Origin of the sequence: Pseudomonas gorinensis (assembly GCF_042015035.1) — a bacterium.
Taxonomy (GTDB): domain Bacteria; phylum Pseudomonadota; class Gammaproteobacteria; order Pseudomonadales; family Pseudomonadaceae; genus Aquipseudomonas; species Aquipseudomonas gorinensis.
This window is the reverse complement of the sequence record NZ_CP167125.1, coordinates 4,168,622-4,182,685: the sequence shown is the minus strand read 5'-3', so window position 1 is coordinate 4,182,685 and position 14,064 is coordinate 4,168,622. Positions and strand designations below refer to the sequence as shown.

Annotated in this window: 11 protein-coding genes and 2 pseudogenes; 2 read left to right on the top strand and 11 right to left on the bottom strand. The window is 59.4% G+C overall.

From position 1 onward, the window contains the following. Nucleotides 1-113: 113 nt before the first annotated feature. A complete protein-coding gene (locus tag AB7933_RS19025) occupies nucleotides 114-1,064 on the top strand; it encodes a nucleotidyltransferase domain-containing protein (RefSeq protein ID WP_370694613.1) in 951 nt (316 codons plus the stop codon). 1,264 nt (nucleotides 1,065-2,328) lie between these two features. Here AB7933_RS19025 and AB7933_RS19020 read toward each other — a convergent pair. The 9 genes and pseudogenes from AB7933_RS19020 to AB7933_RS18980 all read right to left on the bottom strand — a co-directional run bounded on the left by AB7933_RS19020 (nucleotide 2,329) and on the right by AB7933_RS18980 (nucleotide 11,256). Next, nucleotides 2,329-3,966: an AMP-binding protein gene (locus tag AB7933_RS19020; protein WP_024075766.1), complete on the bottom strand. Its 1,638-nt coding sequence runs from the start codon at nucleotides 3,964-3,966 to the stop codon at nucleotides 2,329-2,331. A gap of 136 nt (nucleotides 3,967-4,102) precedes the next feature. Further along, nucleotides 4,103-4,342, bottom strand: a pseudogene (locus AB7933_RS19015) (methyl-accepting chemotaxis protein); the annotation flags it as partial. A gap of 30 nt (nucleotides 4,343-4,372) precedes the next feature. Then, a pseudogene (locus AB7933_RS19010) lies at nucleotides 4,373-5,035 on the bottom strand (PAS domain-containing protein); the annotation flags it as partial. A gap of 353 nt (nucleotides 5,036-5,388) precedes the next feature. Continuing rightward, entirely contained in the window at nucleotides 5,389-6,648 is a 1,260-nt protein-coding gene (locus tag AB7933_RS19005) for a GTP-binding protein (protein ID WP_024075764.1), read from the bottom strand. Continuing rightward, nucleotides 6,645-7,307 carry a nitrile hydratase subunit beta gene (gene nthB / locus AB7933_RS19000; protein ID WP_024075763.1) on the bottom strand — a complete coding sequence of 221 codons (663 nt, stop codon included), beginning with the start codon at nucleotides 7,305-7,307 and terminating at the stop codon, nucleotides 6,645-6,647. The genes AB7933_RS19005 and nthB overlap by 4 nt, the downstream gene beginning before the upstream one ends. Nucleotides 7,308-7,349: 42 nt before the next feature. After that, nucleotides 7,350-7,952, bottom strand: coding sequence for a nitrile hydratase subunit alpha (nthA, locus tag AB7933_RS18995; protein ID WP_024075762.1), 603 nt, complete (start codon nucleotides 7,950-7,952; stop codon nucleotides 7,350-7,352). Nucleotides 7,953-8,047: 95 nt separating this feature from the next. Beyond that, nucleotides 8,048-9,562 carry an amidase gene (locus tag AB7933_RS18990; protein ID WP_024075761.1) on the bottom strand — a complete coding sequence of 505 codons (1,515 nt, stop codon included), beginning with the start codon at nucleotides 9,560-9,562 and terminating at the stop codon, nucleotides 8,048-8,050. Between the two features lie 436 nt (nucleotides 9,563-9,998). Further along, the gene (locus tag AB7933_RS18985) at nucleotides 9,999-11,057 is read right to left on the bottom strand and encodes a phenylacetaldoxime dehydratase family protein (RefSeq protein WP_024075760.1); all 1,059 of its coding nucleotides are present in this window, start codon (nucleotides 11,055-11,057) and stop codon (nucleotides 9,999-10,001) included. Nucleotides 11,058-11,076: 19 nt separating this feature from the next. Next, a complete protein-coding gene (locus AB7933_RS18980) occupies nucleotides 11,077-11,256 on the bottom strand; it encodes a hypothetical protein (protein WP_081329218.1) in 180 nt (59 codons plus the stop codon). 348 nt (nucleotides 11,257-11,604) lie between these two features. On the opposite strand from AB7933_RS18980, the gene AB7933_RS18975 reads away from it, so the two are divergent. Next, entirely contained in the window at nucleotides 11,605-12,540 is a 936-nt protein-coding gene (locus AB7933_RS18975; RefSeq protein ID WP_024075759.1) for a helix-turn-helix domain-containing protein, read from the top strand. 99 nt (nucleotides 12,541-12,639) lie between these two features. On the opposite strand, the gene AB7933_RS18970 is transcribed toward AB7933_RS18975, so the two are convergent. Together AB7933_RS18970 and AB7933_RS18965 are read right to left on the bottom strand one after the other, a co-directional pair. Continuing rightward, nucleotides 12,640-13,263: an NADPH-dependent F420 reductase gene (locus AB7933_RS18970; protein WP_371128918.1), complete on the bottom strand. Its 624-nt coding sequence runs from the start codon at nucleotides 13,261-13,263 to the stop codon at nucleotides 12,640-12,642. Between the two features lie 49 nt (nucleotides 13,264-13,312). Next, nucleotides 13,313-14,047: an SDR family NAD(P)-dependent oxidoreductase gene (locus AB7933_RS18965; protein WP_024075757.1), complete on the bottom strand. Its 735-nt coding sequence runs from the start codon at nucleotides 14,045-14,047 to the stop codon at nucleotides 13,313-13,315. Nucleotides 14,048-14,064 lie beyond the last annotated feature (17 nt).

The window sequence follows — 14,064 nt, the reverse complement described above, 5'->3', positions numbered from 1 at the left end:
TGCCTGTCTCCCCTGACGCCGGCTGAACATCTGTTTTTACACACTCTGGGCCAGAAGCAGTCACTATTGGCCCTGTTAAAGTACCTCTCTGAACACAACTCACGGACGGCTTCATGGAACGACTCCATCCTCGTGGCATCGATGCAGACGGTTATATCCTCACCGTGCCCAACGTCGAGATACAGCCACAGTTTCAAGATTTACTGGTGGACGTTTGCATGACGCTCACTCGCTCGGAACCTCTGCTGGACGGGATTTATATTTATGGCAGCGTCGCTAGAGGCGACGCCGTGCTGGGGGGTTCTGACCTTGACCTAACCCTTGTTCTGCAGAGCACTCCTACGTCGCAGGATCTCGAAATGTTCGAGTCGAAAAGGCGCACGCTGGAAAATCGGCATACCGAAGTCATCAAGATCGATTTCGACATCGGTAGTCGTTCTGAAGTATTGGCGGCAGGCAACCGATTGAGCTGGGGGTATTGGCTCAAGCATCACTGCCGTTGCTTATGGGGGAATGATCTGAGCAAGCGCTTCGACCGGCTCAAGCCGTCGCGTGATATCGCCATTGCCGTGAATGGTGACTTTGAATCCGAATTGACCCGGTATGCCGATCTTATCGATCAGGCGACCACACCGACGCAATCGCTACGCTTGCAACGGGAAGCCTCGCGCAAACTCATCCGGTCAACTCAAGTACTTCGCTCTGAAAAGGACCTGATGTGGCCGCAAACACTCGAAGAACATGTCGAGCTGTTTGTTCAGCATTACCCGTGTATGAGCATGCAGATCTCTTTTTTCTTGTCCCAGGCAAGGAGCCCGTATGCTAAGCCAAAGGAGTTTACGGCTCAGCTCCATTTTTTTTTTGACCTGGATGGCTACAGAAACCGGTTAGGTCCATTTTTACCTACAAAAAATCAGCAATTACAAGTGGTTTCTCTGTGGCAAATATTGACTCGTAAATTGCTTCGTAGGGTGCCTCACGAGCCAACCAAGCGCCGGCGCTGTAGGCTCGAGCCTTACAGAAAAACGATAGGTGCCTCTCATCTCCGCGCTCGAAAAGTCTGAAATACTGCACCTCCATTTCAGAACAAAGGTTGTCGAAAAGCACTGGATCTAGCTTTGACAGCGTGACCATAATTTCGGCTGGATCTAGCCCGGCGTCACTCGCCGCCCATAGGACAATACGAGTAGCCACGTCCAATTTTTTGCTTGGAATGATCGCGTCCAATGCATGTTGAATATTTGGGTAGCTGGATGCCAAACGTGAAGGCATGTCTTTTTCCTGACCCGCTTTAGATGGAATGTGAAAGACCTGAGGTTGTTTGTCTAATGCTCTTTAGATTGTTCACACAACCTGGACCCCATAGCTGCCGGTGACAGCCGCCAGAAAACGGTCAGAGGAAGTGGCCGATAGATGCCAAGAACTTTCTAGGCTGTGTCCTCGCAGGAGTGTGAGCTTGCCTTCGTCCATAAGTATGTCAGTAGTTTGGTACAGTCACCATGCGTCATATAATCGGCTTATATGCATCGAAAAAAACAGAGCATTTGGGTCCGCTAGACCCAGAAGACCGAGTTACTTTTAGGTCTGACTGCTTTCATACGTTTGGATATTTTTCCCTTATAGCACCTGCTTTTGAACGATATGCACAAAGAGATGCAGGGATAGGCATTGAATCAATGAATGTAACGTTCCGCTTGAGAAATGACGATCTAGCTGACGTACTGGCAATTTTGAACGATCTCGAAACACAGCTCTGTCAGCAACCAAAGAGTTGGCAGGAGTATCTCGGTGAAATCCAACATCCAGGGCAAGAAAAGCGGCCAATCAAACCGCTGTTATTCAGACGTCGAGCCGTTCGGATTGTCGAAAGATTGCGAGCGTTAATGCTTAAAGCCCAAGCCCACGATAAATGCTTGGTATATGGAAATGGTATTTTCTACCGAACACTGTGCGGTATAAAAATGCCACCCGGTACCGTGTACTCCTAGAGTCGAGCCTACGGTTCAAGCGTTCTCTTCACTTGTCGAGGACGGGATAAACCCTATCCGTTAATCAAACGAAAGGATCCAGCCAAGTGGCAACCGCTGGCCGGTTTTCGACCGTACGAAAGCCTGAAAACAGCCAGGAGCAACCGTCTAGGATATTTCATATAGCCCACCACCAGGCTTGCCTGTCACCACCAGAAAGTCCTGACGCGCCAGTGCCCATAACCCCACAGGTCGAAGCCGGCGGGGAGGAGGAGGGCGACGGGGGCGAGGTCCATGGCGGCTCCGGGGCGGGGTGTCGATCATGCAAGGACGCGGCGCTGAGCTTGACCGATCAGGGGGCTTAACCAAGCGCCTGTTGCTTGGCAATCTCTTGGTTGCGCAGAATGAACCGTTGCAACTTGCCACTTGGGGTCTTGGGCAGATGGTCGACAAACTCCATTTCCCGCGGATAAGCATGTGCGGCTAGACGCTGGCGTACATGCAGGCGCAGCTCCTCCGCCAACTCAGGGCTTGGCCGGTAGGGTGTGTTCAGCACGACAAACGCCTTTATCAACTCGGTGCGTTGCGGATCGGGTTTGCCGATCACGGCCGCCTCGACCACCGCTGGGTGTTCGATCAGCGCGCTTTCCACATCGAACGGTCCGACGCGGTAGCCGGACGTGGTAATCAGGTCATCATTGCGGCCGACGAAGCTGATACTGCCGTCGTCATTGAGCTCCACAATATCGCCGCTCAGGTAATAGCGCCCTGCAAAGGCCTGGGTGGGCATGCCGAGGTAGCCGTCGAACCAGCACAACGGCGAGCGCTCGCGATCAACGGCCAGTACGCCCGGCTGGCCGGCTGGCAATTCCCGGTGTGCCTTATCCAACACGACGATGCGGTATCCGGGCACCGCATAACCCGCTGAGCCTTCGCGGACCGGGTGACGCAAGCCGTGGTGATTGCACAGCACCATGCCGATTTCCGTTTGCCCATAGTGGTCGTGAATCACCACGCCAAGCTGTTCGGCAAACCACCGCACGACTTGCGGGTTGAGCGGTTCTCCGGCGCTGCTGACGGCCCGCAGGCGCCCACGAACGGCGTCGGCGAACTCGGCCCCCGCGGCGATCAGGAAGCGGTAGGCGGTGGGCGAACCGGCCAGGTTGTTGATTGCGTACTTGGCAATGATGTGACGGGTACTTTCCACCGTGAAGGGGCCGTCGTAGAACAGCGTTGCATACCCACAAGCCAGCGGGCCGGTCACCGCGTAATACAAACCATAGGCCCAACCCGGGTCAGCCAGGTTCCAGAAGTGGTCGTCCGCACGCAAGTCAATCGCATCACGCATATAGCCCTTGAAGGCCAGAATCGCGCTTAACGGCACCTCCAGCGGTTTGGCCGGCCCCGTGGTGCCAGAGGTACACATCAACAGGAACGGCGCACTGGCATCCAGCAGCACCGGCGCGCAATCGTCAGCCTGGCGGTTCAGTGCGCTCCAGAAGTGGTGATCAGCGGGGTTCTGTGGGGCGCCACCGGTCACAACGATGCTGGGGCAGTCAGTGACGTCGTCCAGCTTCGGACGGTTGTGCGGGTCGGTCACGATCCAGCGGGCGTTCGAGCAGTTCAAGCGTTGTTCGATGGCCTTGGGGCCGAAGGCCGTAAACAGCGGTTGGTAGACCGCGCCGATGCGCCAGGTGCCCAAAATGGCAATCAACAGTTCAACCGTGCGTGGCATCAGGCCGGCGACGCGATCGCCCGGCTTGACGCCTTGTTCACGCAAGAAATTGCCGAAGCGCGCCGCCTGGCGTTGCAGGTCGCGAAACCTGTAGCGCTCGGCATGGCCATCCTGCGCTTCGCAATACAACGCCACGGCCTCGCCGTGGGCATGCCGGTCGCAGCATTCGACGCAGGCGTTCAAAGCAGTAAGTTCGCCATGCAAATCCTGGGTGGCGCTCTGCAGATAATCGAAGGATTCAACAACGTGTTCATAATCGCGCATATCGACACCTGATTATTATTGTGGGGATCGGTCTTGCGAAAACCCCAGCAGCCTCTACATGCAGGCATGGCAACGGCTGGCTGTCGCCACCGGCTGGGGTGTGTTCATGGGGCTAGCCGTCCATCATGTCGGCTGCTTGCTGGGTGGCCTGGCTGGTTCGCGTGGCCAACTTGCGGACTTCATCGGCGACCACTGCGAAGCCGCGTCCGGCTTCGCCTGCGCGCGCCGCCTCAATGGCTGCGTTCAGCGCCAGGAGGTTGGTCTGGCTGGCGATGCCCTGGATGGTGGCGACAATCTGCGTCAGCTTGCTCAAGGTTTCCTGCATCATGCGGTGTTGCTGTTCCTGAGCCTCGCGCAGCGCACGCTCTTCATGGCTGGCATGGATATCCGTAATGGCGCCCACGACTCTTTGCGGGGAGCCATCGTCCGCGCGCCGGGTTTGGCCGCGGCCGCGAAACCAGCGGTAAGTGCCGTTGTTGTGCTTGAGTCGATAATCCACGTCAAACGGTGTTTTGCCGCTGCGGTCGTCGACATGGGCGACGAACGCAGCGATAGCCCGTTCGCTGTCGTCGGGGTGCAGGCGCGAGGTCCAGCTTTCCAATGTATTGGGAAACTCCTCGACCGTGGTGTACCCCAGCAGCCGACGCATTTGCGATGACCACCAGATGGTATTTTTCGGGTTCGCCGGGTCGCCGGCCACGACCTCGATATCCCAGAGCCCGTCATGGAGCATTTCCCGGGAGATGTCGAAGCGTGTCGCCGCCAGTTCCAGCACCTCGTCTTGCAGGTGTTGTTGGTGAATGTCCCGCAGGCTGCCACCCATCGCCACAGGCAGGCCTTGCGCATCGCGGCGTGAATCACCGCTGATCCTGCACCAGCGATAGTCGTCGCCCGATGGGGGCTGTATTCGCACGTCCAACACAAACGGCGTACGCCCGCTGCGATCGGCCAGGTGCCTGGCGAGGGTATCCAAATGGCGTTGACGGTCGGCCGGATGGAGCTGTTCGTTCCAATGGCCAAGCTGATCAATGCCCGCAGCCAGGATCGACGCAGACCCCGTCCACCTCATTGCGCATGCCAGTGACGGTGCAGCGGTTCCATTCACCTCCAGCTCCCAGAACAGTTCACCTGCGCCGTGGCTGACCAGGGCCCAGCGAGCCTCCCATTGCCGCAAAAGCGCGTCACGGCAGGCCACGCGCTCGTCCAGTTGGGTGACTTCCTGTGTCAGCGCGCGTGCCTGTTCTTTCAGGGCGCTGCGCTCTTGCAGCAGTTGCTCGACGCCGGTCAGGATGCGTCGCAACAAAGGGTTGTTCGACGACAACGGCGTGCATGCCTGGTCAGGCTGGTCCAGTCTGTCGGCAAGCGGCGCCAAGACCCAGCGGGTGGTACGGCTAAAAAAGAGCATGGTGTACCTCTACCGGGTCAAGTCGGTTGAACCGCCATGGGGGGCGTGGGGCGTGCCGATAAGGCCTCGGTGTCAAAGGCCGTCGCCGCCGGCAGTGCCTGCCAGGCCAGTGGGCCGGCGGCTATTTCCTGGGCACTCAGCAAACAATGGTCGAGTTCGCGCTGCAAGACGCGGGTGTCGAGCCCCTGGCCGATGAAGACCAGCTCCTGTCGGCAGTCGCCGACAACGCTGTCCCACTTGGCCATGATGCCCTGCAACCGATATTCGTCCCGCGGCCATTGCGATGGCTCGATGAAGTTCCACCAGCGCCCGACATAATCCCACTGGAACTGCTTGCCGCTTTGCGCCAGCAGGCCGATTTCCAGGTGGCGGCTGGCGAGCCAGAAGTAACCTTTGCTGCGCAACAAGCGACCGTTGTGCCAGGGCTTCTGTAGAAACTCGAGCAAGCGCTGGGGGTGAAAAGGCGCGCGCTCCCGGTAGACCCAGGATGTCACGCCATAGGTATCCGACTCGGAGGCCGGCGTATCGGTAACCTCCATTTTACGCATCCAGCCCGGCGAGGCTGCGAGGCTGGGTAAATCAAACAGATGGGTGTCGAGGAGGCTGGACAGCGCGACGTTCCCGTGAGCCATCGGCATGATCCGCGCGCTCGGGTTGAGGCCAGCGAGGATCGCGTGCACTGCCTGGTAGCCGGGCTCGTCGATCAGGTCTCGCTTGTTGACCAGAATGACGTTGGCGTACTCCACCTGTTCGATCAGAAGATCCGCCAGGTGACGCGTGGACGTGTGCGCCTCGGTGTCGGCGCGGGCAACGGTATCCGTCGATTCCAGCAGCGCCTGAAATTGGCTGCCATCGACTACCGTCACCAATGTATCAAGGCGTGCCAGCTCGCTGAGGCTGAAGCCTTCGGTGTCGAGGAAGGCGAAGGTCTCCGCGACCGGCATCGGCTCGGAGATCCCCGTGGATTCGATAAGCAGGTAATCGAAGCGCTGCTGACGTGCCAGGTCACTGATCTGTTCCAGCAGGTCGGCGCGCAGGGTGCAGCAAATGCAGCCATTGCTCATCTCGATCAACTCATCGCGGCCACGGTGCAGCGAGACGTCGCGCTGCACCGATTCGGCATCGAGGTTGACTTCGCTCATGTCGTTGACGATGACTGCCACCCGCAGTCCTTGGCGATTGCGCAGGATAGCGTTGAGCAGGGTGGTTTTGCCGGCGCCGAGGAAGCCGGAAAGGACCGTCACCGGCAGTCGGCCCGCCTGGGCGCCTTCAATCATGCGTTCACCGCTTGGGCACCGGGGGCCTTATCCAAGTAGCTTTCGAAAAGATCGACCACGACGTAACCGTCATCTGCCGCGTCACCCCATAGATCTTTCACGCGAAACTCGACGTGGTAGGTAGGCTGATGGGCTGCGCTCAAGTCGCCGTGGCCAATGGCGTCGGGGAAGGGCCACTGCTCTGAGGTGCGGTGCAGGACCACGCCTTCCTTACCGCGCACGTAGGCCGGCATGCGGATATGCCCCGCCACATATTCGTCTCGAACCACAACCCGATCGCCCACTTCGAAGGGCGGCCTGCCGGTGATCGCCGGGCGACCTGTCGCATGGGCGGGGTTCGCCAGCTTGAAGTGGGAACCCAATGCCTGATCGAGCTCCGCCTGGGTGATAACGCCCGTTTCCACCAGCAGCGTGGCGGTCGCGATGATGTAGCGTTCGTAGTACTGGGTGCCGACATGCTGGCGAACGTCCAGGCGTTCGACGGCGTGACGCACTTCGTCCACGCTGAACTTTTTCAATTGGTCAACGCCGACAAACATCAAGCTATAGGCCAGGTGTTCCCAGTCCTGCTTGAAAACCTGTTTGTAGCTGAGGCTGTTGATGGTGTGCGGCACTTTGCCAAAGCCTTGGAAACCGCCGAGATCGTGAAAGCCATCCATAATGAAAACTCCGCAAGTTGAACGATGATGAGTTGTTTTTTCTCAGCCAACACGTGGCAGGGCGACGCCAATCAGCACGTCTTTGGTCACCAGCTGTTGAAGCTGTTCTTCACTCATGTGCTCAGAGCCTTCAGGCCTTTGCGGCAACACCAGGTAACGGCTTTCGGCGCTGGTATCCCAGACTTTGATGACCGTGTCGCTCGGCAACTCCGTCCCCAGCTCGCGCAGGACGGTGCGCCCCTCCCGGACCAGGCGCGCACGAAACTCAAAGCCCTTGTACCACTCGGGCGGCAGGCCGAGGACCGGCCAGTTGGTGCAGGAGCACAGGCTGCAGACAATGACGTTCTTCACCCCCGGTGTATCTTCCAGGGCGACGATGTATTCGCCTTGTGGGCCGGTGTAGCCGAACTGCGCGCAAGCGGCTGTTCCGTCCTTGAGCAGCAGCGCCCGGAACTGCGGATCGACCCATGCCTTGGCGACCACGCGAGCGCCGTTCTCCGGGCTCCAGTCATGGGCCATCAATTGAGTGAGCTGCTCGACATAGCCCTCTGGGATGAGTTCCTTGCTCTTGAGCACTTGAAACAAGGCCCATGCCCTCTCGCCGGGTGTCGAAGGTGTCGCAGTCGTGGAAATAGATGTACTCATGGGGTAACTCCTATCAGTCAACGCGGTTGAAAAGTCATTGCAACTTGCCGGTCTTTCTTATCGTTCTTCATGGGGTGACAGCGCCTGTAAAAGGCTCAGAGCGTGCGCCAGTCCACCGAGGCTTCAAACGCCGCCGCCGCTTGGTAAATCGTGCCCTCGGCGTAGTGTTTTGCGACCAGCATCAGCCCGACGGGCAGGCCGTCCAGCAGGCCGCACGGAATCGACATGGCCGGATGCCCGGTGATGTCCTGTGGCGCGGTATTGCCGATCATTTCCAACGCGCGAGCCACGTACTCCGTAATCGAGCAGTTCGCTGGCGGGTGGGGTTGGGCCGTGATGGGCGTGGTCGGCATCACCAGCAGGTCATAGGTTTGCAGCGCTTTGTCGTATCCCTGCCGGGCAAAGCGTGCAAGGTTCTGGGCCTTGGCGTAGTAGCGTCCGTTGTAGCGCGACAGGCCGTATTGGCCGACGAACATGCAGAGCTTGAGCGACGCGGATAATTGGTCTGCGTGCTCGCGCCAGCTGGCTTGTTTGTCCAGCAGGCCGACATCGTAAAGTCCTTTCCAGTTAAAGCCTGCGCCGTTGCCATGCATCATCTGCATGGTCAAGCCTTCGCAACCGATGGGGTGCCACAACAACCCCGCCAGGTTGTGCTCGGGAATGGAGACCGGCTCGACATGAGCGCCCAACGCGTCGAGTCGGGCGATGGCGTCGCGCACTTTGTCCGCCACGCGAGGGTCCTGGTTGGCAAGCGCGAACCCCTCTTGCAGCACCCCGATTCTGAGTCCGCTCACGCCTTTTTCCAGGTAACTGCAATAGTCATCGACCTGAGGCGCCGCCTGGCGCGGGTCGAGTCCGTCTGCACCGGCCATTGCCTGCAGCATCAGCGCGTTGTCGCGCACGTTACCGGTGATGGGGCCGACATGATCGATCGTGGCTTCAATCGCCATGACGCCGGTGTAGGGCACCAGGCCGTGGGTGGGCTTCATGCCGTAGGTACCGCAGAAGGCCGACGGGATCCGAATGGAGCCGCCTTGATCGCCGCCCACGGCGATGTCCACCTCACCGGCCGCAACCAATGCCGCGCTGCCTGATGAGGAACCGCCAGAGGCATAACCGTGACGATGTGGGTTGTGCACCGGGGCTGGATCGGAGGTGTGGCTGCCTCCTGAAAGGCAGTAGTGCTCGCAGGTGGCTTTGCCGAGAATGGTCGCCCCCGCATCGAGCAAGCGGGTGACCACCGTGGCATCGAACCCCGGGACGAAGCCTTCCAACGGCGCTGCGCCGTTCATCATGGGGACGCCTGCCAGGGAGATATTATCTTTGAGCGCGACGGTTTTGCCCGCCAGCAGGCCTTCGCGGGCACCATTCACTTCTGTTCGGTAGTACCAGGCGTTCAGAGGGTTTTCCTTGGCCGATGGGCGATAGCCTGAACTGCGGTCGTAGCGTATTGGCGGAACGAAATCAGCCAGTTCGTCGACCAGGTCGTAAGCGTCGAAACTCGGTTGCATCAGTTCCAGGTAGGACGCTGCCTGTTCGTGCGTCAGTTGCATGTGCAACTGGGTCGCGATGTCTAAAACCTGGTCGAGGGTAGGGCGAGTAATGGCCATGATTTTCCTGTCTTTTGATCGATGATCGACACACCGGCTCGGGATTGTTCGACAACCGTTTCGAGCCCGTGGGACCCACTGAGTCCGGGTCGCAATGGAGATAAAATTAGGCCGCTATGGCCGTATTTGCATGGTTGAGCAGGACACTCATTTGGTTGAAAAAGACATCTGCACTCAGAAGATAAAGATCAGATCGCTGCGCGTGCCGATAATAAAAAAAGCGAGGCATTGGCCCCTGCGCGCAACGGTTCGAAACCTCCCGGCAACATTCCCAGCACCAGCACACTTCGATTCGGTTTCATGATCAAATCTCTGCCAAAAAGTGGCCCCCACCCCATGCGCTAGAGATGAGGGACCAAAAAATAATGGGGTGAACCCGGCGTCAGGCTGGAGGGAGGAGCGACGCCCTCCAGGACAGATGGGTCAGCGTTGAGTGTCAGGTGGGCGCGACAACGGCATCCCGCAACATGCCGGTGTGCGGATGACAGTTGATGTACTCGAATACCTGGCTTTTGGCGTCCGAGACCGATACCTCGTGGTACAGCCGCAACTTTTTCAACCCCGCGGCCACCCGAAAGAACGTCACGAAAATACGCAGGTGGGTAGGGTGCGATTCCGCCCAGCGTTCGAGTTTCTCGAGCGAACGCCAGTGACCGATGTTGTAGCTCACGTCGAGGAAGTTGCCGTCCAGGTCGATATTGCGCACGAACCGGTTGCTGTAGCAGCCCAGGGGCTGGCCGTTGTCGCGCAGGAAGTCCATGCCGTCCTGCAAGGTCGGCAGGATCTCGTCGAGGTACAGGGAGCGCTCCTCAGCTTCGGCATCCGCCCAGTCCTGGCCTGAACGAATCAAGGCGATGTTGTCATGCCCCATGATCACCACCCGACCACCTTTGGCAGGGTCACCGGCGACCACTTGCAGCTCGTTCGTGGGCTTCATCCAGTCTGTCTGGGATATCGGGAAACGGTCGCGCATCGATCCCCAGTAACCGTGCTCCTCGATTTCGCCACTGGTGCTGTCCATGACTGCGCCGACACCGGGCAGGTTGTCCTGGAAGGCGTAGAGGGTCTCAAACTGCTCGGCCCGCGGCGCGCTGATCTCACGAAAATAACCAAGGCCTTCACCGAGGCGGTCCTGCGAGGTCCACCAATCGTTGACCTCGGCCGAACGCAACCAGCGGCAGTGGGCGGCCGGGTCTTTCCAGTAACCCACGACCATCAAATTATCGAAGCCGCTGCTGTCGGTGTGGTGGGTCAGGTCGTGGGTCTGCGGGCCATCCGGCAGGCTGAAGCTGCTCACAATATGCCGCATGGCCTGCAGCGCGGCCTCGCGTTGTGCCTCGCCGCGATACTGCACGCCGAGATAACCCATCACCACTTGCTGCAGTTGTTCGTCAGCGCGTGCGACCCACATTGGGAAGGGTGGCTGATACTCTTCGGGCACGCGACGAGACAGGGTGCGTGGGCATTTGAGATGCGTGTCGATCGCAGATTCCATCTTGGGCTCCTCGTTATTTTCATTCAGGCATGCGGGTAGGATTCAACGCCCCGGTGGCAGGGTGGGTCTCCCGCTGTCGGTGCAGCAGCTTCATGGCCCCCCATTCGATCAACCAGTACACCGACTCTTCAGGCACGAGGTCGCGCGTGTGCAAAGGCCAGGAAGCGTCCGGCAAGGGGTGTGAACGTTGTCGATGCATGGGGTGCCTCATCAGTGCGGGGATGAGCTGCTGTGAGGTGAAAACTAGGCGGAACGGCGATGGGTCGCTTTGTTCGTCAGGACAACCGTTTGGTTGGAAAAGACAACGCTGGCACTGCCGGGCCATGATCGGGGTTGGTGCACCCAGGCCGAAAATGTGAGGCCCTGTGCCTCTCAATGGGGATGGCGGGCGCTTCAATCTCCACCCCGGGCTGGCGCCACCTCGATGCAAACCTCGTCGTAAAGCCCTTGGGATGTCCCTGCGTGTGCTTGGCCTGTTAATTGCTAACGGTGACAAACAGTTACACATCATCGAGCTCTTTTGCATTGCCGTACCGAGGTCAGTGCCATGAACCCAAGCACTCAGTATTCGACCCTTGCCGTTGCCGCACCCCGTCGCTTTGAATATTGGAAGGAAGTGGTTTGCCGCCATTGTCTGACGGCCGATAGCAAACCCTTGTCCCAGAGCAGTTTCGATGGTGCGCTCGCCGTCAATACCTTAGGCGATCTGGACATCTGTTCATTGTCATCGCCCCTGCATTATTGGGAGCGTTCCGAGCGCCACCTGCGCAGCGGTCCGGCCGAAGAACTGTGGTTGGGTTTCTCTCGAAATGGCCATGGTCAAATTGAACAGGGCGGCCGGAAAGCCAATCTGGCGTCGGGCAATTTGTTTCTTTATGACGCAACTCAGGCGTTTCGATTCAGCTTCGGTGGTACCGAAAACCACCTGGTCCGTATTCCTCGGAGCTTGCTCGTCGAACGTCTGCCGCGCATCGCGGACTACACGGCAATGGTCCTCGACGACCGGCGTCCTGGCGTAATCCCATTGCGGGAAATGTTACGTCAGGCCGCAAGTACACCGGCATCGTTGCAGGATGAGGCCATCTCGAACCGTTATTCCAGTGCTTTGCTCGACCTTCTCGTCATCAGCCTGGAAGTGCAGGACTTGAAGACCACCCATGAAGAACTGGACCTCTACGGTCGCATCATGAAGTACATTCAACGGCACCTGACCGAGCCGGACCTGTCGATTGAAGTCATCGCGCAGGCCCACAACGTGTCCACCAGAACCGTTACACGCGCCTTCGCACGCTATCAGAAGACCCCCGTGGCCGAGATTTGGAAGGAGCGCCTCAACGCCAGCCGCGAAGCAATTGAACGCGGCCAGGTGCGCAGTGTTTCCCAGGCGGCACTGGATTTCGGGTTTTCTGATTTTTCCCATTTCAGCCATGCGTTCCGCAAGGCATTCGGCGTTGCGCCCAATACGCTGCTGCATCGAAATTGAGAGGGGGCGAGCGATCGAGCCAGGACCGCGCTTCAATCAGTCAGAGGCTGGCCTTTATCCGCGAGGCCGGCTCGTACCGACATGTGCGCGCGCAATACGTCAGTCGAACTTGACCAGGTCCTTGAAGATCAGCGGCCCCCAGCTGTTTCCGCGCGCCTGGACCAGCAGGCCACCTTCCGAAAGCCCGCCCAGTCGCAGCGGCGAGAAACCGAGATTGTTCGCAAGCGCAGCAACCTCTTCCGCCGCGCTGTCATCGTCGCTCGCCAGGAACACGACTCGCCTGCCGCCCTGGACCGCTGGATCCTGGTCAAGGACGGCAGCGACCAGATGGTTGAAACCCTTAACCAGTCTGGCCCCCGTGAAGGCCTGCGCGATGACCTCGGAAGAGGGCTGTCCTCCCAGTGTTTCTGGGGGCACGCCGTAAGCATTGGTCACGTCGATGATGATCTTTCCCGTCCAGGTCGGCAGCGCCTGTGCAACATCCCCGTGCGACTCGTACCGGACCGCCAAAAAGAGGATGTCCGCCTTGACGGCCTCCGCCAGCGTTGTGGGCGTGATCTGGGGGCCGATCGCGGCAGCCAGGGATGCAAAGCTTTCCGGAGCGCGAGTGGTCGCAACGGATACGTCGATGCCGCTTCGGGCAAAGGCCTTGGCAAGCGCTTGGCCGAGCTTGCCGAAGCCGATAATTGCGTAGCTCATAGCGTTTCTCCTCAGGTTTACCACGCCCAGCCGCTGCGAATATCGAATCGAGTGAGCAGCCGGGCGTAGCAGGTCAGATTTGGGCCAGGCCGCCGTCGACGGCGACCTCGCTGGCGGTCATGAAGCTGCTGTCGTGCGATGCGAGAAAGGCAGCCACCGCGCCGATCTCCACTGGATCGGCCATGCGCTGGAGCGGATTCATCGAGGCGAAGACTTTCATGCCTTCTTCACCTAGCGCTGCCTTCGCGAGTTCGGTGGCCGTTGGCCCGGGCGACAGCACGTTGACTCGGATGCCTGTGTCCTTCAGGTCTTGCGCCCAGCTGCGCGCGAGGTTGCGTACGGCCGCCTTGCTCGCGCTGTAGGCGCTGAATGCCGGGGCGCCGGTGGTGCCGGCGCTCGATCCGGTGAGGATGATCGAACCGCCCTGGCCCATCAGCGGCAGCGCCTTCTGCACCGTGAAGATCAAGCCCTTCACGTTGGTGTCGAAGACTTCGTCAATGTGCTCGGCGGTGATTGTGCCGAGCGCAAGCGGGCTTCCCGCCCCGGCATTGGCGAAGACGATGTCGAGGGTTCCACGCTCGGCCTTCACCGCTGCGTAGAGCCGGTCCAGGTCGGCCTGATCAGAGACCGAGCCTTTCACCGCACGGGCGTTGGGGCCTAGCTCGGCCACGGCGGCGTCGAGCGCTTGCTGCCGGCGGCCGAAGATGAAGACGAACGCGCCTTCCTCGATGAAGCGTTTTGCCGCGGCGAGGCCGATGCCGGTAGCGCCGCCGGTGATCACGGCGGTCTTTCCATTCAATCTGGTCATGACGTGCATCCTTCGTT